18 protein-coding genes, 1 tRNA gene and 2 pseudogenes are annotated in these 21,057 nt (G+C 54.9%); 14 read left to right on the forward strand and 7 right to left on the reverse strand.

Annotated features, from left to right (window positions below):
• Positions 1–45: 45 nt before the first annotated feature.
• Positions 46–2,508: an EAL domain-containing protein gene (locus BLU48_RS04755; protein ID WP_057025476.1), complete on the forward strand. Its 2,463-nt coding sequence runs from the start codon at positions 46–48 to the stop codon at positions 2,506–2,508.
• A 77-nt stretch (positions 2,509–2,585) separates the two neighbouring features.
• On the forward strand, positions 2,586–3,362 hold the full coding sequence (locus BLU48_RS04760) for a TenA family transcriptional regulator (RefSeq protein ID WP_232923421.1): 777 nt from the start codon (positions 2,586–2,588) through the stop codon (positions 3,360–3,362).
• A gap of 21 nt (positions 3,363–3,383) precedes the next feature.
• Here BLU48_RS04760 and BLU48_RS04765 read toward each other — a convergent pair whose 3' ends face one another.
• Complete coding sequence (locus BLU48_RS04765) at positions 3,384–4,310, reverse strand: GGDEF domain-containing protein (protein ID WP_057025475.1); 927 nt, start codon at positions 4,308–4,310, stop codon at positions 3,384–3,386.
• Positions 4,311–4,603: 293 nt separating this feature from the next.
• Here BLU48_RS04765 and BLU48_RS04770 point away from each other — a divergent pair, with 293 nt between their 5' ends.
• Entirely contained in the window at positions 4,604–5,584 is a 981-nt protein-coding gene (locus tag BLU48_RS04770; RefSeq protein WP_057025744.1) for an IS5 family transposase, read from the forward strand.
• A 378-nt stretch (positions 5,585–5,962) separates the two neighbouring features.
• Here BLU48_RS04770 and lldD read toward each other — a convergent pair whose 3' ends face one another.
• Positions 5,963–7,093, reverse strand: a complete 1,131-nt coding sequence (lldD, locus tag BLU48_RS04775; RefSeq protein ID WP_057024553.1) for an FMN-dependent L-lactate dehydrogenase LldD — start codon at positions 7,091–7,093, stop codon at positions 5,963–5,965.
• Between the two features lie 100 nt (positions 7,094–7,193).
• Here lldD and BLU48_RS04780 point away from each other — a divergent pair, with 100 nt between their 5' ends.
• Positions 7,194–8,090: a LysR family transcriptional regulator gene (locus BLU48_RS04780; protein ID WP_057024554.1), complete on the forward strand. Its 897-nt coding sequence runs from the start codon at positions 7,194–7,196 to the stop codon at positions 8,088–8,090.
• A gap of 60 nt (positions 8,091–8,150) precedes the next feature.
• Positions 8,151–8,226: transfer RNA gene (locus tag BLU48_RS04785), tRNA-Asn, on the forward strand.
• A gap of 1,028 nt (positions 8,227–9,254) precedes the next feature.
• Here the strand turns inward: BLU48_RS04785 and BLU48_RS31615 are convergent.
• The 3 genes from BLU48_RS31615 to BLU48_RS04800 all read right to left on the reverse strand — a co-directional run bounded on the left by BLU48_RS31615 (position 9,255) and on the right by BLU48_RS04800 (position 11,087).
• On the reverse strand, positions 9,255–9,605 hold the full coding sequence (locus BLU48_RS31615; protein WP_124356220.1) for a hypothetical protein: 351 nt from the start codon (positions 9,603–9,605) through the stop codon (positions 9,255–9,257).
• A 239-nt stretch (positions 9,606–9,844) separates the two neighbouring features.
• On the reverse strand, positions 9,845–10,012 hold the full coding sequence (locus BLU48_RS32610) for a hypothetical protein (protein WP_169718282.1): 168 nt from the start codon (positions 10,010–10,012) through the stop codon (positions 9,845–9,847).
• 562 nt (positions 10,013–10,574) lie between these two features.
• A complete protein-coding gene (locus tag BLU48_RS04800; protein WP_057024556.1) occupies positions 10,575–11,087 on the reverse strand; it encodes a DUF6932 family protein in 513 nt (170 codons plus the stop codon).
• A gap of 267 nt (positions 11,088–11,354) precedes the next feature.
• On the opposite strand from BLU48_RS04800, the gene BLU48_RS04805 reads away from it, so the two are divergent.
• The 7 genes and pseudogenes from BLU48_RS04805 to BLU48_RS32180 all read left to right on the forward strand — a co-directional run.
• Positions 11,355–12,137: a Fic family protein gene (locus BLU48_RS04805; protein ID WP_057024557.1), complete on the forward strand. Its 783-nt coding sequence runs from the start codon at positions 11,355–11,357 to the stop codon at positions 12,135–12,137.
• 359 nt (positions 12,138–12,496) lie between these two features.
• The gene (locus BLU48_RS04810; RefSeq protein WP_057024558.1) at positions 12,497–12,889 is read left to right on the forward strand and encodes a hypothetical protein; all 393 of its coding nucleotides are present in this window, start codon (positions 12,497–12,499) and stop codon (positions 12,887–12,889) included.
• Positions 12,876–14,105: a retropepsin-like aspartic protease gene (locus BLU48_RS04815; RefSeq protein ID WP_057024559.1), complete on the forward strand. Its 1,230-nt coding sequence runs from the start codon at positions 12,876–12,878 to the stop codon at positions 14,103–14,105. The genes BLU48_RS04810 and BLU48_RS04815 overlap by 14 nt, the downstream gene beginning before the upstream one ends.
• Positions 14,062–14,484, forward strand: coding sequence for an SEL1-like repeat protein (locus tag BLU48_RS04820; RefSeq protein WP_124356219.1), 423 nt, complete (start codon positions 14,062–14,064; stop codon positions 14,482–14,484). Before BLU48_RS04815 ends, BLU48_RS04820 begins: the two co-directional genes overlap by 44 nt.
• A pseudogene (locus BLU48_RS04825) lies at positions 14,463–15,337 on the forward strand (ATP-binding cassette domain-containing protein); the annotation flags it as partial. The gene BLU48_RS04820 and the pseudogene BLU48_RS04825, both read left to right, overlap by 22 nt.
• Positions 15,334–16,749: a TolC family protein gene (locus tag BLU48_RS04830; protein ID WP_057024561.1), complete on the forward strand. Its 1,416-nt coding sequence runs from the start codon at positions 15,334–15,336 to the stop codon at positions 16,747–16,749. The pseudogene BLU48_RS04825 and the gene BLU48_RS04830, both read left to right, overlap by 4 nt.
• Before the next feature lie 906 nt (positions 16,750–17,655).
• Positions 17,656–17,828 (forward strand): annotated as a pseudogene (locus tag BLU48_RS32180) (ParA family protein); the annotation flags it as partial.
• Between the two features lie 13 nt (positions 17,829–17,841).
• Here BLU48_RS32180 and BLU48_RS04845 read toward each other — a convergent pair.
• A complete protein-coding gene (locus BLU48_RS04845) occupies positions 17,842–18,393 on the reverse strand; it encodes a hypothetical protein (RefSeq protein ID WP_057024562.1) in 552 nt (183 codons plus the stop codon).
• A gap of 90 nt (positions 18,394–18,483) precedes the next feature.
• Positions 18,484–18,786, reverse strand: a complete 303-nt coding sequence (locus BLU48_RS04850; protein ID WP_082636708.1) for a hypothetical protein — start codon at positions 18,784–18,786, stop codon at positions 18,484–18,486.
• Positions 18,787–19,076: 290 nt separating this feature from the next.
• On the opposite strand from BLU48_RS04850, the gene BLU48_RS04855 reads away from it, so the two are divergent.
• Together BLU48_RS04855 and BLU48_RS04860 are read left to right on the forward strand one after the other, a co-directional pair.
• Positions 19,077–19,751, forward strand: coding sequence for a response regulator transcription factor (locus BLU48_RS04855; RefSeq protein WP_057024564.1), 675 nt, complete (start codon positions 19,077–19,079; stop codon positions 19,749–19,751).
• A complete protein-coding gene (locus BLU48_RS04860; protein WP_057024565.1) occupies positions 19,744–21,054 on the forward strand; it encodes a sensor histidine kinase in 1,311 nt (436 codons plus the stop codon). Before BLU48_RS04855 ends, BLU48_RS04860 begins: the two co-directional genes overlap by 8 nt.
• Positions 21,055–21,057: the final 3 nt, after the last annotated feature.

Raw genomic sequence — 21,057 nt, forward strand, 5'->3', positions numbered from 1 at the left:
CGGATTTTCGCGTGCGTATTGAGCTGTGCATGTGCAAGGGACTTCATGAAGCAAAAGCGGACTCTCGGAACGCCACGGCTGCTGGGTATCGTCTGGCCCTTTATCGCCGTTGTCTTGTTCCAGGCATTGTTAGGCTGCGGCAGTCTCTACGTGCTTTCTGCGGTGCGTGGCTATGTGGCTGGCGAAAGCTTGTGGTCCAAGGGCCAGAAAGACGCGATCTACTACCTGACGCTCTATGCCGATAGCCGTGACGACGCCACTTACCTCAAATACCAACAGGCCATTGCCGTGCCCCAGGGCGGGCATGAATTGCGTGTCGCCCTGGACAGTGCCAAGCCTGACCTGGCTGCCGCACGCCTGGGCATTCTCAAGGGCGGCAATCACCCGGATGACGTCCCCAGCCTGATCTGGCTGTACCTCAACTTCCGCCATTTCAGTTATCTGGAAAAAGCCATTGAACTGTGGACAGTCGGCGATGCTTATCTGGAACAACTGGATGAACTGGCCCGGGAGATGCACCGCGCCATCGGCACTGACCAGGTCACGGACAATGATGTGCGTAGCTGGAAGGCGCGCATCATCGCCATCAACGAGGGAGTGACCCCGGCGGCCAAGGCGTTCAGCGATGCCTTGGGCGAAGGTTCGCGGATGATCCTGCGCCTGTTGTTGATCACCAACCTGGCCACGGCCCTTGGCTTGATCATCCTGGCGCTGCTGCGCACCCACAAGTTGCTGGCCCAGCGCCATGCATTCGCCGACGCCCTGCAAGCGGAGAAGGAGCGCGCGCAGATCACCTTGGAGTCGATCGGCGATGGAGTGATTACCACTGACGTCGACGGGGCCATTGCCTATATGAACCCGGCGGCCGAAGTGTTGACCCACTGGAAGTCGGAACAAGCCCAGGGCTTGCCGTTGGCGGCATTGTTCAAGTTGCTGGATGAAAACGCCGAGCCCGATGGCTTCACCTTGATCGAACACATCATCAAGGGCCAGCTCAGTGGCGGCAGCGAGCATTCCAAGCTGATCCAGCGCCTGGACGGCAGCACCGTCTCGGTCACCCTGGTCGGCGCGCCGATCCGCAGCGCCGGCAAGATCAGTGGTGCGGTGCTGGTGCTGCACGACATGACCCAGGAGCGCCAGTACATCGCCAACCTTTCCTGGCAGGCGACCCACGATGCCTTGACCGGCCTGGCCAATCGTCGCGAATTCGAGTTCCGCCTTGAACAGGTGCTGCAACACGTCACACGCCAGCAAACTGGGCGACATGCGCTGATGTTCCTCGACCTCGACCAGTTCAAGCTGGTCAATGACACCTGCGGCCATGCCGCAGGCGACGAGTTGCTACGCCACATCTGTGCGCTGTTGCAATCGGACTTGCGCGAGGGCGACACGTTGGCGCGCCTGGGCGGCGATGAGTTCGGCATCCTGCTGGAGAACTGCCCGCCGACGGTGGCGGAAAAGATCGCCGAGAGCTTGCGTCATACCGTGCAAAGCCTGCACTTTGTGTGGAAGGGCCGGCCGTTCATGACCACCGTCAGTATTGGCCTGGTGCATATCTCGCAAACCCCGACCACCTTGGAAACCTCGCTGCGCGCTGCCGACATGGCCTGCTACATGGCCAAGGAGAAGGGCCGCAACCGCGTGCAGGTCTACCACGCCGACGATTCCGAGCTGTCCCTGCGCTTTGGTGAGATGGCCTGGGTGCAGCGGCTGCACATGGCCCTTGAAGACGATCGCTTTTGTCTCTACGCCCAGGAAATTGCGCCTTTGGGCCAGACCGAAGCCGGCAACGGGCACATCGAAATTCTCCTGCGCCTGCATGATGAGGCGGGGCGAATCATCCTGCCTGACAGTTTTATCCCCGCGGCCGAACGCTACGGCTTGATGACTTCCCTGGATCGCTGGGTGGTGGAGAACGTATTCAAGATTATCGCCCGTTGCATGAATGAACGTCCGGGCCGGCCCATGGCGATGTGTGCGATAAATCTGTCAGGCATAACTATTGGCGATGATGATTTTCTCGGTTTTTTGCGTGAGAAATTCGACACTTACAACATACCGCCAGAAATGATTTGTTTTGAAATAACTGAAAACAGTGCTATAGCCAATTTGGGTAGTGCGATTCGCTTTATTAATGAACTCAAAGCCTTAGGCTGCCATTTTTCCCTCGACGACTTTTGCGCCGGAATGTCCTCATTCGCATATTTGAAACATTTACCTGTAGACTTCCTGAAGATCGATGGAAGTTTCGTAAAGGATATGCTGGACGACCCGATTAACCGCGCTATGGTCGAAGTGATCAACCACATCGGCCACGTCATGGGTAAGCGCACAATTGCCGAGTTTGTTGAAACACCCCAGATCGAACAGGCGTTGCTTGAGATCGGTGTGGATTACGCTCAGGGCTACCTGATTGAACGCCCGCAGTTGTTTACCTTTGATAGCTTGCAGTGTCGACCTGCCCGGCCGCAGCCACTGTTATTCAAGGCGCCCGGCACTTTCCGCTGAAACATTTGCTGGTCTGTACAATCACACTTAAAAGGAGCCCTACAGTGATCGACACCTTCAACAGAACCGGCCCGCTTATGGAAGCCTCGAGTTACCCCGCCTGGGCGCAGCAATTGATCCAGGCCTGTAGCGAGAGCAAGCGCCGGGTTGTCGAGCACGAACTGTATCAGCGCATGCGCGACAACGCCCTCAGCGCCCAGACCATGCGCCACTACCTCATTGGTGGTTGGCCGGTGGTCGAACAGTTTGCCTTGTACATGGCGCAGAACCTGACCAAGACCAAGTTTGCCCGCCACCCGGGGGAGGACATGGCACGACGTTGGCTGATGCGCAATATCCGCGTGGAACTCAACCATGCCGACTATTGGGTGCACTGGGCGCGCGCCCACGGCGTCAGCCTGGAAGAACTGCAGGCGCAGGACGTACCGCCGGAACTGCACGCACTGAGCCATTGGTGCTGGCACACAAGTTCGGCCGATCCGTTGATCGTCGCGATTGCCGCCACCAACTACGCGATCGAGGGGGCGACTGGGGAGTGGTCCGCCGTGGTCTGCTCGACCGGTGTGTATGCTGCCGCCTTCCCTGAGGAAGATCGCAAGCGCGCGATGAAGTGGCTCAAGATGCACGCCCAGTACGACGATGCCCACCCGTGGGAAGCCCTGGAAATCATCTGCACCCTGGCCGGGACCAACCCGAGCAAGGCGCTCCAGGAAGAGCTGCGCCAGGCGGTGTGCAAGAGCTACGACTACATGTACCTGTTTCTGGAAAGCTGCATGCGCCTGGAGAACGCGCAGAAAGACCAAGACAAGGCGGCGGTTCGCGAGCGCCCAATGCGCGTCGCCAGCGAGGCATGAGGTAAGTGCGATGGCGGGGGCTTACCCCGCCATTGCCAAGCGGTTACGGCCTTCGCGCTTGGCCACGTACAACGCGTTGTCTGCCCGGCGCAACAGGCTTTCAGCCGACTCGGCCGCCAATAGCGTCGAGCAGCCCAGGCTCACCGTCAATTCGATCCGCGTGCCCTCCACCCAGTAGTCCTGGGCTTGTGCCGCCTGGCGCAGGCGTTCACCGACCATCCTCGCGGCCTCGCGACTGGTGTTGGACAGCAGGATCAGAAACTCTTCCCCGCCAAAGCGGAACACCATGTCCACGTTACGCAACTGGCGCTTGATCGCCCCGGCCACGGCGCGCAGCACGCTGTCGCCAGCGGCGTGACCATGGGTGTCATTGATTTTTTTGAAATGGTCGATGTCCAGCATCAGCAACGACAGAGGATGCAGGTGCCGCCTGGCCATGTCGATTTCCCGTTGCAGGGTCTGGTCCATGGCGACGCGGTTGCCGGTTTCGGTCAACGGGTCACGCAGGGCGCTGCGGGTGGCGGCGCGGTAGAGCAGGGCGTTGCGCATCGGGTAAAGCAACGTTACCAACAGCGCCTCGAGCTGGTTCAGCTCCTCTTCGATCAGGCGTTGGTTACGGCGCAATACCAGTTCGCCCAAGTGCTCGCCCTCGTGGCTCAAGGTGTAGCTCACCGAATGGTGGCCACGATGGCCGAACTCCAGGCGCAGGTCGCTGGCGGCATGGCGATATTGCAACGCATCCAGTGGTACCAAGCGCTGTATTTCGCGAAAGAACAGACTGAGGATACGCTCCGGCTCAAGGCTGGTTTGCAGCTGCTGGCTCAATTGCTGGCGAAGTTCGGTGAGGGTTGCAGGGCGACGTGGGCGAAGGGAAGGCTGACCCAACCCCAGGCGCTGCAATTTGGCACTGTCGAAGTCAATTGCGTTGGTCTGGGTGGGTGTTTTCATAAACGAATGGCCTCTAAGCACTTGGCTGTCTTACAGGCGGGATGAGAGTGGCGAACGCCAAGCGTCTTACTGTTCCTTCAGTACCGTAAAACATTGGAAACAGTTTAAACCGCTTTGCCTCGGGTTATAACCCCGGGGCACTGCCGCACGTCTTGTCATCGCCTCACCTGCTTGAAGAGTATTAGAGCGAGATTCGTGCCAAGTTTATACAGTCAATAAAAATCGTTATGGAAATCCTGAAAAAGACTTCCTGATTTGGCAAAATCTCCGGACACCAATCGCCGAGCTTTTCAATGAAGCAAATGACCTTCGCCGATGCCGAGTACGCCGGTAAGCGCAAGCAGACCCGCAAGGAATTGTTCCTGATCGAGATGGATCGGGTCGTACCCTGGAAGGGTTTGATTGCCCTGATCGAACCTCATTACCCGAAGGGCGAAGGGGGTCGTCCGGCCTATCCTTTGATGGCGATGCTGCGGGTTCATCTCATGCAGAACTGGTTCGGTTACAGCGATCCTGCGATGGAAGAAGCGCTGTACGAGACGACGATCTTGCGCCAGTTTTCCGGTCTGAGCCTGGAGCGGATCCCAGATGAAACTACCATCCTCAACTTCCGTCGCCTGCTGGAAAAGCACGAGTTGGCCGTTGGTATTCTCGGCGTGATCAATGGCTATCTGGGCGACCGTGGCTTGTCGCTGCGACAAGGCACCATCGTCGATGCCACGCTGATTCATGCGCCCAGTTCGACCAAGAACAAGGACGGCAAACGCGACCCTGAGATGCATCAAACCAAGAAAGGTAACCAGTATTACTTCGGTGCCAAAGCTCACATTGGTGTCGACGATGAGTCAGGGCTGGTGCACAGCGTGGTGGTCACTGCGGCCAACGTCGCGGACATAACCCAACTCGACAAACTGCTACACGGTGCTGAGAACGTGGTCTGCGCCGATGCAGGCTATACCGGTGTCGAGAAGCGCGAAGAGCATGCGGGACGCCACGTCATCTGGCAGATTGCAGCCCGGCGCAGTACCTACAAAAAACACGGTAAACGCAGCGCGCTGTACAAAGCGATGCGCAAGATCGAGAAAGCCAAGGCCCAGGTTCGCGCCAAGGTTGAGCATCCATTTCGAGTGATCAAGCGTCAGTTTGGTTATACGAAAGTGCGTTTCCGAGGCTTGGTGAAAAACACTGCTCAGATGGTGACGCTGTTCGCCCTGTCGAACCTTTGGATGGCGCGTCGATATTTGCTCTCCAGCGCAGGAGAGGTGCGTCCGTAATGAGGAAAATAGCTGCTGCGAGGAGCGTTCAGCGGAAAAAATGGATGGAATAGGCGGCAGACGTGATCGGTTTTGAACGGCCGCCGTTTTTTGAAAGCACCTATGGCTCAGCAGTCGAAAAATAGCGGCCTACTTCAGACTATCCTTATAAATCAATCGACTGTATTTAAGGTCAGAAAAGTCTGGCAAACAATGGCGCCAGTTAATTGGCTGGTTGGAGCTGGAGTTGCTACAGCTTGCCCAGTTTTACTCTTTTTGCGGGTCAGGTTGTTTGTCGAAAATAAAGAAATCTGGATTGAGCCGCAAATACAGCACGGCTCCCATCACGATAAAATCCAGGCATACGTTAAGGTCGAGAGGTATCGCCGAGCAGCAAGGCTAGACCAGGGTGCTGCGATCGATCTGTGCGATTGAAGTAACCCCGGTCAGGGTCATCGCCACGCGCATTTCCTTGGCGAAGATATCCAGCAGGTTCTCCACCCCGTGCTGGCCCTCGGCGGCCAGTGCATAGGCGGCGGCACGCCCGAGCAGGCATGCCTTGGCACCCAGGGCGAGCATGCGCACTACGTCGAGCCCCGAGCGAATGCCGGAGTCCACCAGCACAGTCAGGTCGTCGCCCACGGCTTCGGCAATCGGCGGCAACGCCTTGGCCGTGGACAGCACGCCGTCGAGCTGGCGACCGCCATGGTTGGAGACCACGATACCGTCGGCGCCGAAACTCACCGCATCCTTGGCATCCTGTGGGTCGAGGATGCCCTTGATGATCATCGGGCCTTTCCAGAACTCGCGGATCCATTCCAGGTCTTTCCAGCTGATCGATGGGTCGAAGTTGTTGGCGAGCCAGCCGATGTAGTCTTCCAGGTGGGTGGGTTTGCCCAGGTACCTGGAGATATTGCCCAGGTCGTGGGGGCGACCCATCAGGCCTACATCGAAGGCCCATTGCGGCTTGGTGATCGCCTGCAACATGCGCCGTTGCGCCGCGTATGGGCCGGACATGCCCGAGTGTGCATCGCGGTAGCGTGCGCCGGGTGTCGGCATGTCGACAGTGAACACCAGCGTGGTGACTCCAGCCGCCTGCGCCCGCTCCAGCGCGTTGCGCATAAAGCCGCGATCCTTGAGCACATACAGTTGGAACCAGATCGACTGCGGGCTTTGCGAGGCCACTTCTTCAATCGAGCACACCGATACCGTCGACAGGCAGAAGGGAATGTTTTTATTGGCCGCCGCCTTGGCCGCTTGCACTTCCCCGCGCCGCGCATACATGCCGGTCAGGCCCACTGGGCTGAGGATCACCGGCATCGCCAGTTCAGTGCCAAACAGCTCGGTGCTCAGGCTCAGGTTGTCGACATTGCGCAGGATGCGCTGGCGCAGGCTGATCTCGACCAGGTCCGAACTGTTGGCGCGCAGGGTGTGCTCTGCATAGGCGCCGCCGTCGATGTAGTCGAACAGAAAGCGCGGCAACTTGCGCTTGGCTGCAGCGCGGTAGTCGGAAGCGGACGAGATGATCATCTACGGTGTCTCCACAGGGCAAAGTGCTACACCATAAGCAAAATCGTGACATGATAAAAACAACTTTTATCACTGATATCCAGTCGCAAAAGGAATACTGATGAACCTGCGAACCCTGCGTGCGTTTGTCGAGGTGGTGCGCCAGGGCGGCTTTTCCCAAGCGGCCGATACGGTGGCGCTGACCCAGTCCACCGTCAGCAAGGCGGTCAAGACCTTGGAGGACGAGCTGGGCACGCCGCTGCTTAATCGCCTCGGCCATAAGAACGAACTTACCGCTGCCGGTGAAATTGCCTACCGCCGCGCCCTGGTGATACTCGCCGAACGCAACGACCTGGTGGCTGAAATCAATGACCTGCGCGGCCTCAAGCGTGGTGTGCTACGCATTGGCCTGCCGCCCGTAGGATGTGGCGTGTTGTTTGCCGCCATGTTTGCCGCTTACCGCAGCCGTTACCCGGATATCGATATCGAACTGACCGAATACGGCAGTAAAAAACTGCGCGAATGCCTGGAGGCGGGGGAGGTCGACCTCGCGGCCCTGCTGTTGCCGGTAGACGAAGGCTTCGACTACCAGCCGGTACGCAACGAACCCCTGATCGCTGTGCTGCCTATCAGTCACCCGTTGGCGCGTCGCAAGCGCATCGACTTCACCGATCTGGCGGACTCGCCATTTATCCTGTTCGAGGCCGGCTTCGCCCTCAACGCCAAGATCCTCAGCGCTTGCGAGCGCAAGGGCGTGGCCCCCAAAGTCACCGCCCGCAGCGGGCAGATCGACTTTATCGTCGACCTGGTCGCCGCCGGGCTGGGAGTCGCCTTCCTGCCACGCATGCTGGCGCACAAGCACCAACACGCCGGCATCGCCTTGATCCCCCTGGACGAACCCCACACCGACTGGCACATCGCCCTGGCCTGGCGCGCCAGCGCCCACCTGCCACCCGCGGCCCGGGCCTGGCTGGATTTGGCCCTGGAGCCGGCGTTTTCAAGCGGTCATGGCGGTTAATCGCGACAAGTGTCAGGGAAGGCTTGACTTCTTCTTTTTAATCAGTAACATACGGCGCATTCCGCGATAGCTCAGTTGGTAGAGCAAATGACTGTTAATCATTGGGTCCCTGGTTCGAGTCCAGGTCGTGGAGCCAGATAGAGAAAAGCCTGCAGAGATGCAGGCTTTTTTTTTGCTTTGCGCCCACCATGGGGCGCAATCTTGTGGGTAAAAGTCCCACCGTAAGCTGATCACAGCGAACGAAGTGAAGCGCAACTGCATGAGGGCGACCGAATGTGGGGAGCAAGCGTGAATCGAAACCGCGAACAGCGGGGAGGCGTGGGTCAAGTCATTGCTACAGGGAACTGACGCGCCGGTTAACCCACCATACGAAGGTAGCTCCCAATCATTAGCTATCTGCCAACCATGAACGAAAATCCGGTAACTGTTGGGCCAAATCTGCGTTTCTACATCCAAGACTGGCGAGATTGATCGACTCACCCATTGGTACGCAGCGGACTTTAAATCTTGATATTCAACATTCGATAGCCGAACCATAGGTCCAGCGTGACCTATTGCTCGACCTTGTTCAGCGCTGTCTGGCTTGCTTCGACATACGGAATTGGAAGGTTAGTCCGAAACCTTTAGAGCATCGTGAACTCAGTAACCCACCAAAATTTCCGCTGGCTTTTTTGAAGCGTTATATGCAAGCGAGAAGGCCTTGCAGAATGCAATAAAACCTTAACTTGGCCTTAACTGTTTTGACATGCTTGCATGGCTTAGATACTTCGGCATCTACGCACTTCGTTATTTGAAGTATCGAGAAATATTTTGCGGGCGACATCTCAGGCGCAAGGTATGCACACTTTAAAGATGTCACCAGAGGGGGGATGTGCAAAGAGGCTTAAACATTATCCATTATTAAATCAGGTGATTAAAGATGAGTACGTTAAGGGAATTGACCGCTGAAGAGCTGCTACTTGTTGCAGGTGGGGGGGATACATCACAGGATCCGATTTCCCATGATCCTGGGCCAGGTCTGGATGATGATATGAGTCATGACCCAGGGGACGTATCTCCTCCAGATACTATTTCAATGTGATTGGAAAGGACATGACTCACAGTGTGAGTCATGTCATTTATAGGGGTTGTGTATATCGATACATGTAGCCAATTTTTATTCATTTAGAGATTGCTAGGAGGTCTTATATAAGTGGGGAGACCTTTTGATCTTGCCAAAGCATCCCAATTGGCAAGGCGTGCCGTTTTTTCGTGTAAAGAATATAGGCATAATTCAGCACCTACTTGATTTTTCATGGACGGTGGAGGCTTTATACCCTGTATTAAAACGGCAACGATTCCATCTGGCTCAGGGAAAAACGCCGACGACCTCAGGACTGAAGGGTTTATCAAGCTGGTCAAGCCTTTACATTCCTTTATGGCCGCTTCAATAATCTGGGTTTTTCCTACAGGCGCTGCGTTTACGAAGTTGCAAGAAACCCCCAGCACTAAAAAAACAAATAACAGAGATTTCAATTTCAAGCTCCTCGTGCAGTAGTTAAAGCAAGCCTACTGTTGAATTTGTGCGATATCGTGACTGAACCGAAGGTATTTATTTAGCCGCCCGTGTGAATCGTAGATGGCAAATGGTCAGGCATCAATAGCAGCCCAGCGAATCGTGCTATGCGTTTGGAACGCCTGGGGCAAATGTTAGGCAAAAAACCTCTATCTGGACACCTTGTATCGAGGGTGACTTTCACAGACTGTCTATAATCTCATTTCAGCGTCCAGAATCCCAGGCGACCCAGATTGGCAGCCAGCCTCACGCGCGACCTGTTTTCGACCTCAGCCAACTGCGCTTGGATCGCCTCGACAAGGGTCTGTGCATTACGGATCTGGCAGGTACGCCCAAAACCTTCAAAGATCGGAATGCTCAATTGCAAGCCAACGCCGCGGTCGCGGCCGCGCTCACTGCCATTGAATATCTTTGATTGCAGGCTTTGCGCATAGGCCGGTCCGCCGTCAGTGCCAAGGTTGGATGGTCAGCAGCACGTTTCTCATCGACAGCGGTCTGTGCGGCGTTAAGTCTAGCGTGCTAAGGCCATCTGGCAAGGAGTTTTGAAGCGGGTAGCGGATCGAGCAATTCAGAAGTGGTTCAGTAAACGTTGTAGCCTGGCTCGCAACGTGAGCCAGGCTGCTTCAGTTAAAACGACATGCCTGTATCAAGGGCGCCATCGTCAGGATCAGGAGTCGTCGAATCAGTGGTGGTGCCACCGGAAACTAGCAATAGTTCTTCTGCCGTTAACGCTCTCATTATCAGTTCTCTTGTGTGGGTTCTATAATTGCCGAGTGAAGTTGGTTTTTTGTGTCAAGATCATTAAAGGGTATGTCACATCGAGTCAATTAATCCGCAGGGTCGTGCGGGCAGCTCATAGTTAAATATAAGAATGTTTCTGAATGACGCCGTATTCGTGACGGTTTCTTTGAGATGGCTCGAGTGCGCGTTCAGCGTTTGCAGTCAATTAATATCAAGCCGGTAGGGACACCCTCGGCGTTTTTTCTTTGCGTGTACAGTACGGCAAAAAATAACGCGGCTTTCCACATGATGAGCGGATTGGAGTCCATAGGAATTAGTCGGGCATCCAGGTCTTGCTTTTTCATCTGATATTGCCATTGCTGAAAGTCCAGTGTGCTCGTTTCGGTGCTCAATGAGTAGAAGAGCACGCAATCCAGATCGCCTGGGATGACCGTTGAGTCCAGAAAACTTCCACCTATCAGTATGATTTCAACGCCAATATCAGCCATCGCCAACTCTGCTATAGCGGTTTTAAGTCGTGCGCAGAGCAAGCTCCTTTTTGGATCTTTAGGTTCTTCAAAAAAGCTTGAAAGGGACGTTATATAAGGTGCTGAATTGATTGGGTTGCAAGTTGACTTGTTGTCAATGAAGGCTGGGAATTCCATGGTCTTGGCGTTGGAGTAATGCTGTGAAAAAAGCGAGTCTAAGTCGGTATTGGCCATTGTGAATTATCCAATTGTGTGAGGAGAGAGCTGGTTTATTATAATTTGGTGGGGCGGCGGGAGTAGACAATGTATTACGTGTCTGCTGAGGGGTGCAACTTGTTAAGTAGGGAGGGCTAATAAAATAACAAATCAATAAAAGTTTCACACGAATTTTGGAAAAGTGTCATGTTTCGTTGGTAGAGTGCTTTTTCTTGAGGGAATAGCTATTTTCAAATGTTGTCGTCGCAAGATTTATTTGTGCACGAGGCATAGGACCGGAATGAAATGGATTTTGTCGTGGCAAAAGTAAAAGCGCATTTTAGAAAATCCCTAACGTACCCGGTTGGATTGGTGCTGGCTGAGGGAACGGTTAAATCAGTGCTTAGCGCTCAGGCAAGACTTGAGACGTATAAAAATAAGCCGTGGCCTATTTCGCCCGAATCGGTATCGGCAGTGTTGGCGTGCGATGGCAAATCGCGGTGCTTCCGACATCCGCTGTTCGAGCATTATGCGACGAATAATGCGTTGGAGCCCTTGAAGAATAGAACGCCTACTGAACAACAGTATGTTGAGGTGTTTTCATCAGCACTTGAACAGTCTCTGTTCACCTTGAACTACTCGACGATTTGTGAACTGTTGGAAGCCGCCGCCTGCGCGCTCACAGGCACCGCTGTAACAATCAGGACGACGCGAGTAGGTGTCAGGCCTGATAAGCGTGGTTGCACAGTAGAGTTTGTTCAGGCGGCTGATATACCATCGGCACTTATGGCCCTTTGGAAGTATGTGGCCGATTTGCCGAGCAGTCGCCAAGACTTATTGGGTGCATCCGTTGCTTCCGTAGGGCTAATGAATTGTCATCCGTTCGTAGATGGTAATGGGCGATTGGCACGTGTGTTGTTCAATGCCCTGATGGGGCGTACATCGCAAAACTACATTCCCTTATATGACTTTTATAACTGTTCGCCCGGCGCTCATGTATTGCGCATCCGGCAGGCTGAGCTATTTGGTGAGTGGGATGATTGGGTGCGTTTCCATTGCGACATCATTGGCTTTATGGCCGGTCACTAGGTTTATTTTCTCAGAGGGAATTGAGGCGCCCATCAGGGCAAATAACCAACGGGCGGGCCATGGAAGGCTCTATCCGTCGCCAAGGAGTTATCAAATGCGTGTACTGACGGAAAGAGTTGGCGCTTGTTTCGGGCGGCCAGACGACGGTTGAGCCTGTCACTGATTGGGAACCCGGAGAGTTTGAGTGGTTGGGATCAAATGGCGGTTACACAGGACCGACCTGGACTTCGGGTAATACCAGCGTCACCGTAGGCGGCTCTGCTTCGGGAGGCGAGCTGTCGGGGGGAGTCGGTTTAACTATTACGTACTAAGTGAAAAAAGTGTGCCTTGATTGGCACACTTTCTATGAGTGACCGAATATGAGAAATACATTACTCGCCTTGGCGCCGGCGCTGTTTTACACCGTCGCTCATGCTGCTGACCCGGCCAGTGTGCTAGGCCACGCATTCGGTTCTTTGAGCTGTGTAGAGCAGGAGGATCCTGATGGTCGCAGTACCTGTGAAGCCAGGGCGCTGTCAAATGGAAAGGGTTGCTATGGCTTGTCCAGCCAAACAATGCGGGATAAGTGTTTGGATGAGGCCTTGTACCCCATGAGCAGCGGAGAAATTGCAACAAAAGTAAAAAAGACCACTATCGCCAATCCGCTGCCGTCGCCGGAAAAGGCGTTCACCGTGCCACCGAAGTCGCTGCTGTCGGAAGACGAAATTAAAAGGCTCGAGCGATCATTTGGACTAAATAATGGGCCGCAATAGCCTCACTCTATACGTGGTCGCATTCTTGCTGTCGAACCCAGTGAGTGCTGTCGAGTTGCAGGACATACAAGCTAAACTGTATGCCCCGAGTTCTATTCCATTACGCGGTTTGGAAGCATCAAGAATAGACGCTAATACGCTGCTTTCCGCCGTTCTGGCCAGGGCCCAGTCCAAGAAGCCCGCGACGCAAATCAACCTTAGTGATTGCGCAGTCCTCAATGTGGAAAACACGGCGACCGCCTGCAAACTCATACTGCTCGGTAATCACCTGAATGATGGGCACTTCGCGGCTTATGCGCAGGTCCTGGCGTCCATGACTGCAGAACAGCTTCGTCGAGCCGAACAGTTTATTGCTCAGTTGGATGTCGATACGCTCAAACGTGTGGGCGATCGGCAAACCGGCTTATTGAAGCGCACTCAAATAGTGTTAAGTAGTGAAGAAAATGATTATCTAAAAAGCGCCACAGAACCTTTGCTTGAAGTTGAAATAAATGGGCATGCGGCAAAGCTCTTGTTTGATACGGGCGCGAGCGTGACAGTTATCGGCGAGTCTGATGCCCTCCGATATGGCGTTGAATTGATTAAGTTGCCGGTGGGAATCAATAGTTATTACAGTCGGCAATCGGTGAATGCCCAGTACGGCTTGATCAGGGAGATGAACCTTTCGGGCATTGAACTCAGAAACGTTCTGGTTGTAGTGGGCGGGGCGCTCAGTTTGTTTGGTCTGGACCTGATGTCTAGTTTCGACAGTGTCATTGTTGGAAGTGAGCATATTGCACTGAACGTAACCTCCGCGGAAATAGAGGCGCTTGAACAGCAGTGCGTGGGCAGCGTCTTTCTAGGCAGCTCTTATTCACGACAAACTCAGTTTTTATATGTGCTCGCTAATGTGGATGGCCAACAAACCGCTGCTTCCCTTGATACCGGTAATCTTTACTACTTAAGTGGCGGCGAAACCAAGGTCGGTTCAGCGAGGAGTGATCAGCGAAGCAAAATAGTGACCGATGCGAATGGTACATTTCCCCGAGCAATTACCCATACCACCACCAATCTGAACATAGGGGGGAGTGCGAAAGATGTTTCCTATACGACACTGGCCGAACAAAAGTACCTGACGCCCTATGTCTTGGGATGGCCAGCGTTTCAAGACTATGAATTGATATGGAACACACATGAATCAAGAGCCTGCTACAAACAAAAAATTCCAGTTCAGTAAGGGGCTGATGGCTGCCTGCTATGCCCTATTTTTCTCGGTCGCGCACGCGGCAAACATAAACGACGCGCGGACGGCCTACAACCGAGATGACTATTCAAGTGCCTATTCCCTGGCTTCTACGCTAGCCAAGCAAGCTAACGATCCTGATGCCAGAAATATGCTAGCGGGATTGCTATTCACGGGAAAGGGGCACACCCGGGATGTCAACGCCGCACTAAACCTATGGACCGACTTGGCCCAACAAAACTATGCCGCTGCACAAGCGACCTTGGGTGCCTTGTATCTGGACGGACAGGCGATTGGCGCAGCTGACTATGTTAAGGCCAAACATTATCTGGAGCTTTCAGCAGCACATGAACGCAGTTTGATACCCGAGTAGGTAACTTGATAGACAAGTTTTTCGAGCTGCGTATGTTGCAACTGCAGGGCGAACGGCTGGCAGATATTGTTCTGCACCCACCGGAAACAACCGTTTCCAGTGTCGACCTGCAGACACTCATGGATTGTGATGCGAGCATTGAAATCCAGGGACTGCACTACCGCTATGCCGAGCAGGAGCCCTGGGTGCTGGACAACCTCGACCTGCACATTGCTGCGGGTGAGTCGGTGGCTATCGTTGGGCCGTCCGGTTGTGGCAAAAGCACGCTGATGAACGTCATGCTCGGTATCCTGCCGGCCACTCGGGGGCAGATTCGTATCGCCGGTATCGAAATGGCGCAACTGGGCCTGGATGGTTTGCGGCAACTGGTAGGTACTGTGACTCAGGACGATGTGCTGTTTGCGGGATCTTTGCGCGATAACATCAGTTTCTTCGACCTCAACGTGGATCAGTCCTGGTTGATCGAATGTGCCCGGATCGCGTCGATTCACAGTGATATCCAAGCCATGCCGATGGGTTACAACACTTTGGTGGGAACATGGGCACGGTGCTTTCCGGGGGGCAAAAGCAACGCGTGCTGCTGGCCAGGGCACTGTATAAGAAACCACGAATACTCTTCCTGGACGAGGCCACTAGTCACTTGGATGTCGCATGTGAACAGCGCGTGAATCAGGCCATTCAAGGGTTGCGAATTACGCGCATCATGGTTGCCCACCGCCCTGAAACCATTGCCTCTGCGGACCGTGTCATCCGGATTCTGGCCGGTAGGGTGGTGCATGACGATGCTGATGGACCAACGAATAGCGCACATACCGCGAACACTTCGCCAGAGATGAAACAGAGCCAGGTATGAAGCGATTATCCTCGGTTTTGATGATGGTTTTGCTGTGTTGTTCACGTTCTGCATGGGCCTTTGAGCCAGACGTTTTTGACACTGCACGCAACGTTTCCCTGCAAGCGGTGTATGACGATGCACGTGGCGAGCTGCCGTGTAGTTTTGGCCGGCTGCCTGAACGTTTGCCGTTAGCGCTAGTGGTCGAACTGATTCTGTGCCACGACCCACAGACGCGTCTCAGTTGGGCCAACGCCAAGGCTCAGGCTGCCCAGGTTGGGCTCAGCCAGGCGGCGTATCTGCCGCGCCTGGATGGGCGCGTTAGCAGTAGTCGCGGCAATGGTCGGGTTGACTACGATGAGCCGGCCTTGCGTTCTGGTGAAGGGCACCGGCGGCACGACAGCGCCAGTCTTGAGCTCAGTTGGGTGTTGGTGGACTTCGGTCGACGCGGGGCCGCCTTGCGCAATGCCCGCCAGTTGCTGGTGGCTGCCAACGCTACCCAGGACGCCATGTTGCAGCGTACTTTTGTTGAGGCAGCGCAGGCTTATTACGATGCCTTGTCAGCTCAGCGCAGCTTGGCCGCCTCGGTGCAGATCACCGAACTGGCGGCTCGCAATCTGGAAGCAGCGGATGCCAAATACAAAGCCGGTGCGGCCGCACTTTCTGATCGCTTACAGGCGCAAACAGCGTTTTCCCAGGCTAATTTGCGCCAGATCCGCGACCGTGGAGCATTGCATAACGCTTTGGGCGTGATTGCCTTGCGCATGGGGCTATCACCCCAAACGACTCTGCAGTTGGCGGGTGACCTCACTCCACTGCCGAACACTCAGTTCCTGCAGGCGGCCGATGAGTTGTTGACCCAGGCGCGTCAGGATCACCCGGCAGTACTCGCCGCACACGCTAGGCTCAGAGCCGCTCAGGCGGCCGTTGATGAGCGACGCGCTGCCAACCTTCCGAGCCTGGCACTGACCGCCGACCTGACGTACGCCCGTAGCCAGCAATCGAAGATATTCAATGGCGATGAGCGTGAGCGGGACCGCAGTATTGGTTTGCAGTTGAGCATCCCGATCTTTGACGGTTTTGGCCGGACCTACCAGATCCGCCAAGCACAAGCCCGTGTAGACGCGGGCCGAGCAGAACTGGCTGAGGTCGAGCAAGAGGTCGCGCTAGACCTGTGGGCCAGCTACCAGACGTTGAATGTTGAGACCCAAAGTCTGCAGCGCACCAGCGAGTTGGTCGATCAATCGCGCCAGTCGCTGGAGGTTGTCCAGGGCCGTTATCACTCCGGGGTGGGCAGCATGATCGAGTTGCTCAATGCCTTGACCGCGTATTCCGGTGCTGAGCAAGAGCATATTCAAACCCTCAGCCGCTGGCAGACATCACGCCTCAGGCTGGCGGCCAGCTTTGGTCGACTGGGATTCTGGGCGTTGTAATGCTCGCTGCCTGGGTCACTTCGGTGTTGGCGCCCACAACGAGTCGCACGCATCAAAGAGGGGATTGCCATCAAGAGGTAAGCGTCTGTGCAATACACCTTGCGGAATGAAACTGACCTTCACTGGGTTGAAATCGCAATCGCAATCGCAACGTCGGGGTTGCTGGAAGCGATGTTATCGCCAGCGCAGGATTGACCCAGTTACCGAAATTTTACTGACCTAGGCTCCTACGTTGTGAACCATTATCAGTGCTGGATTTTTGCCGATTGGGGTTAGGTCAGTGTGGCATCGGCCATTGGGTCGATTCGACATCAACGCCAAAAATTTGGGGCTTGGTCGTCCCCATATTTTTCTACATATCCATGAATGGGCTTATCGTCGCCAATTCCGTGGCGGGCGCGTTGGCCTTCTTTCCCCACAGAGCGGGTTCTGCTTCGTCACCCGTCGGGGCCATACACTATGGCAGCGGCATTTTCAGCTCAGCATTGTGGTCGAAGGGAACCCGCGGAAAGAGGTCCTGACCCAGTCGCCATGTCCGTCGATGCTGAAACCGAGCACAAATTGAACAATTGTTCTTATGGGGGTAAATCTCAACTGTTCTTCTGGCCGATTGGTTTCCTGTCACAACTCATCAGTTCGGATTGCCGTGCTCAGGGGGATCCAAAGAGGTTGTATAAAATCCGGGCTTAATTAGGATAATAGTAGGGATAAGTATTTTTGAGGTCAGCACAATGTCTTTATAAAACAGGTGCTTATTTGTCTATTCGAGTCCAGGTCGTGAGCCAGATAGAGAAAAGCCTGTAGAGATACAGGCTTTTTTTTGCCTGGGATTTGACTCAGCAATCCAAACGCTTAGCGCGATTCCCATGACGCCATCTCTAATCCTTCGATTCAGAGGTAAGGCCAATGAAAGTCGCTGCAGTCGTTTCAACCAAACGCGGGCCGGGTAAAACCACGGTTGGCGTTAATCCAGGCGCGTTCTGCGCCGACGCGGGTCTTCGTACTCGTTGATCTCGATACCCAGCCGTCACTGTCCTCGTTCTATACGCTAACGCATGAGGCTCCGGGAGGGACCTACCAACCTTTTTGGTTTCAAAGCGTACAAGGATTAACCAGATTTACGATAGCGGTCATCGTCATGCTTGCTCTCCCATGCCCCGTGGCCTTTACATAATCCTTTTCAGTGCCCACTAAGGTTCGCTTTCCTGGTTGGAGCATGGTGTCCACGATGAGTTTTTTCTTCGCTATATCCGGTTTAAAACTCGGCTCTACTGGCCAAATCTGCACGGCGTAGTGTTGCGCGAACAAAAACAGATTTGGAGTGGTGTCTACCGGCGTTTGTAGGTGCGCGCACATGACATCGCTGGCTTGTACTTCAACAATTTTTTTGTAGTGGGGCTTGTCGTAACTGGCCAATATCAATTTTGTCCGAGTCTGAACCCCCAGCGCTTCCTGAGGATGGCAAGGCGTCAGTTCACCATAGGCGTAGGCGCACCAATTCACCTGGGTCATTGTGACAATTTCTTCAGGTTTTAATGACAAGTCTTTCTGGATGCTCAACTGGTCTTGCGGCTTTTCGTAAGGGATTGCTGCACAACCAGTGAGCAATGTGAGCGTGAGCAGAGTGATGAAATTGAAATACATTGCTTTCCTATCCTTGGTGGAGCTCGATTCGCAGCGATTCTACCGTCAAAAGCCTGCGCGGATTCAACGCAGGGTCAGATGAATTCAACGCTATTGAGCCCCAAGCAAGCCAGGAAGATCCTGTGGCTCGTCGGCATCCGTCGATTTACCCCCTGTGGCGGTGTAGCAGTCGTCTGCGCTGCGCCTGCCATCAGGGTAGACGATAAAGCCCCCGCGCCCATTGTGACATTCGTGCAGGTATACCGACGCCAGCTCGCGTTGCTTATCAACATGGGCATTCAAGCGCGCGATATAGATACCCACCGCAACCGACACACAAACAATCAGCACTACACAGGCGACTAACTGGTTGGTATAGCTGGCACCGACGTCATCAGCATGCACGGGTGACATACCACGACCCTGAGTGCTCGATGTTGTGGCCAATCGGAAACCAGCTGCTGCCTCCCATACGCACCCGCTGAGCTTGCGGTGGCAGGCAACCGACCAGCAGTGTGAGGAAAATCAAGGCTAGCAGGACGCCTTTGATCATCGAAGACAGGTTCATGGCGATGACGAGCTCTGGACGAGAGGAACCTCAGCTTAATCAGCGCTGGGTTAACGTCAGGTAAACACCCGCAGGGAACCGCTCGACTTCCGTTATCCTTCAAACCTCTGCGCACTCCCTGTCCGAGGTTTTTTCCGTGCATATCCACTTGCTGTTGGTCGAGGACAACCTGGATCTGGCCACCACCGTCATCGAGTACCTGGAGATCAGCGGCATCGTCTGCGACCACGTCACTAATGGCCAGACCGGGCTCAACCTGGCGCTTAACCAGCATTACGACGTGATTCTCCTGGATATCATGCTGCCGCGACTGGACGGCCAGCAATTATGCGAGCGGTTGCGTCAGCAAGGCATTCAGACCCCCATCCTGATGCTGACCTCGCTGGACGCCTTGTCGGACAAGCTCGCCAGTTTTGCTGCGGGCGCCGACGACTACCTGGTCAAGCCGTTCGAACTGGCTGAACTGCTGGCCAGGATCCGCGCACTGAGCCTGCGCCGCAGCGGTCAGACCAGTCGCCTGCAAGTAGATGATCTGGTGATGGAACTAACTACCCGCAAAGTCAGCCGCGCGGGCCAGGAGCTGCATTTGTCACCCATTTGCTGGACCTTGTTGGAAAGCCTGATGCGCGCAAGTCCCCAACCCGTTTCCCGAGAACGCCTGGAAGCGAAGATCTGGGGCGATGAGCCACCCGACAGCAATACGCTCAAAGTACATATGCATCGGCTGCGCAAGGCGGTAGACAAACCCTTCGGCCGGCCGTTGATCCATACCCTGCCGGGTGTCGGCATTCAGGTGAAAGCCCATGCGTAACGGCCTGAGCTTGAAATGGGTGATCAGCGGGAGTTTCCTGTGTCTGATTGCGGTGGTGCTGGTGATCTACAGCAGGCTGCTGCCTGAATTCACCGTGCGCGGCTTGTTCTATACCGCCAGCGCGATGATGGAAGAGGAAGCCCAGTATTTTGTCAGGCACTACAAGCAGGACCCGACCACACCGACTCCGCACAATTATTTCTATACCAGCGTCATCGGCAAGGAGGCGTTGCCGCAGGACGTCCGTGAGTTGCTCAATACACCGCCGAATCTGTCCTTCGGTGCGGTGAATATCTTCGGCGATCTCTATTCCGATGACGACGACGAGCCATTCCAGATCATCCTTGAACAGCCTCTGGGTGACGGCAAAACTCTCTACATGTACGACATCGACCACGATAAAGAGGCCGGGGGGGAGGTCGAGACGCCATTGTCTGACGCCTATTTTGATCAGGTCATAGAGAGCGTTAAGTTCATCAGCCTGGCGGTATTCGTGCCGGCGCTGATCATCATCGCTTTGCTCGTGTGGTGGTTGGTCCGTCCGCTGGGACGTTTGGTCCAATGGTCCGGCACCTTGAAAAACCCTGATGCCCTGGCCAGCAGGCGGCCTGGTTTCAACTTCAAGGAGTTCAATATGTTGGCCGATGCCCTGGCCAAAAGTGTCGAGCAAGTGCAGGCCGCCAGCCAGCGTGAAGGCCGCCTGTTGCGCTACACCAGCCATGAACTGCGAACGCCATTGGCGGTGCTCAAGGCCAATATCGAACTGCTGGCCCTGCAATCCGGCGGTGTGCTGCCTCCCTCCTTGCAGCGTATAGAACGCTCCGTGCTGAATATGCAGCTTATCGCCGAGACCTTACTGTGGATGAGTCGCGAGCACGCCGAATCGCTGCCGGAGGAAGACGTTAACTTGAGCGAAGTGGTCGGCGAACTGATTGAGAAGCACCGCTACCTGATCGGTAACCGGGATATCGAGCTGAGCATCGACATCCACGACGAACCTTGCCGACTGCCCCCTACCGCGTGCCGCATCGTGATCGGCAACTTCCTGCGCAATGCACTGCAATACGCCGAAGAGGGCGCAGTAGATATCAGCTTCAAATACCCTCGGCTGGTGATTGCCAATCACATCAGGGAGGTCAAGCCGCGCCAGGAATCCGACGACTATGGCTATGGCCTTGGGTTGCAGTTGATGCGGCAATTGTGCGCAAAACTGAACTGGCAGATTGACGTGATCCGCGAGCAACAACGCTTCACGGTCATCCTCGATTTCACCAGCGTGATGCCGAGCGCTGCACATAGATAGTGC

Origin of the sequence: Pseudomonas synxantha (genome assembly GCF_900105675.1) — a bacterium.
GTDB classification, from domain to species: domain Bacteria; phylum Pseudomonadota; class Gammaproteobacteria; order Pseudomonadales; family Pseudomonadaceae; genus Aquipseudomonas; species Aquipseudomonas synxantha.

What these genes read in the sequence shown, in the direction of transcription:
- BLU48_RS04830 (WP_057024561.1), top strand. Translation starts at nt 15,334, where the DNA reads ATGAAGCGATTATCCTCGGTTTTGATGATGGTTTTGCTGTGTTGTTCA.
- BLU48_RS04765 (WP_057025475.1), bottom strand. Translation starts at nt 4,310, where the DNA reads ATGAAAACACCCACCCAGACCAACGCAATTGACTTCGACAGTGCCAAA.
- BLU48_RS04770 (WP_057025744.1), top strand. Translation starts at nt 4,604, where the DNA reads ATGAAGCAAATGACCTTCGCCGATGCCGAGTACGCCGGTAAGCGCAAG.
- BLU48_RS04810 (WP_057024558.1), top strand. Translation starts at nt 12,497, where the DNA reads ATGAGAAATACATTACTCGCCTTGGCGCCGGCGCTGTTTTACACCGTC.
- BLU48_RS04820 (WP_124356219.1), top strand. Translation starts at nt 14,062, where the DNA reads ATGAATCAAGAGCCTGCTACAAACAAAAAATTCCAGTTCAGTAAGGGG.
- BLU48_RS04760 (WP_232923421.1), top strand. Translation starts at nt 2,586, where the DNA reads ATGGAAGCCTCGAGTTACCCCGCCTGGGCGCAGCAATTGATCCAGGCC.
- BLU48_RS04850 (WP_082636708.1), bottom strand. Translation starts at nt 18,786, where the DNA reads ATGTCACCCGTGCATGCTGATGACGTCGGTGCCAGCTATACCAACCAG.
- BLU48_RS04800 (WP_057024556.1), bottom strand. Translation starts at nt 11,087, where the DNA reads ATGGCCAATACCGACTTAGACTCGCTTTTTTCACAGCATTACTCCAAC.
- BLU48_RS04845 (WP_057024562.1), bottom strand. Translation starts at nt 18,393, where the DNA reads ATGTATTTCAATTTCATCACTCTGCTCACGCTCACATTGCTCACTGGT.
- lldD (WP_057024553.1), bottom strand. Translation starts at nt 7,093, where the DNA reads ATGATCATCTCGTCCGCTTCCGACTACCGCGCTGCAGCCAAGCGCAAG.
- BLU48_RS04815 (WP_057024559.1), top strand. Translation starts at nt 12,876, where the DNA reads ATGGGCCGCAATAGCCTCACTCTATACGTGGTCGCATTCTTGCTGTCG.
- BLU48_RS04860 (WP_057024565.1), top strand. Translation starts at nt 19,744, where the DNA reads ATGCGTAACGGCCTGAGCTTGAAATGGGTGATCAGCGGGAGTTTCCTG.
- BLU48_RS04755 (WP_057025476.1), top strand. Translation starts at nt 46, where the DNA reads ATGAAGCAAAAGCGGACTCTCGGAACGCCACGGCTGCTGGGTATCGTC.
- BLU48_RS04805 (WP_057024557.1), top strand. Translation starts at nt 11,355, where the DNA reads ATGGATTTTGTCGTGGCAAAAGTAAAAGCGCATTTTAGAAAATCCCTA.
- BLU48_RS04780 (WP_057024554.1), top strand. Translation starts at nt 7,194, where the DNA reads ATGAACCTGCGAACCCTGCGTGCGTTTGTCGAGGTGGTGCGCCAGGGC.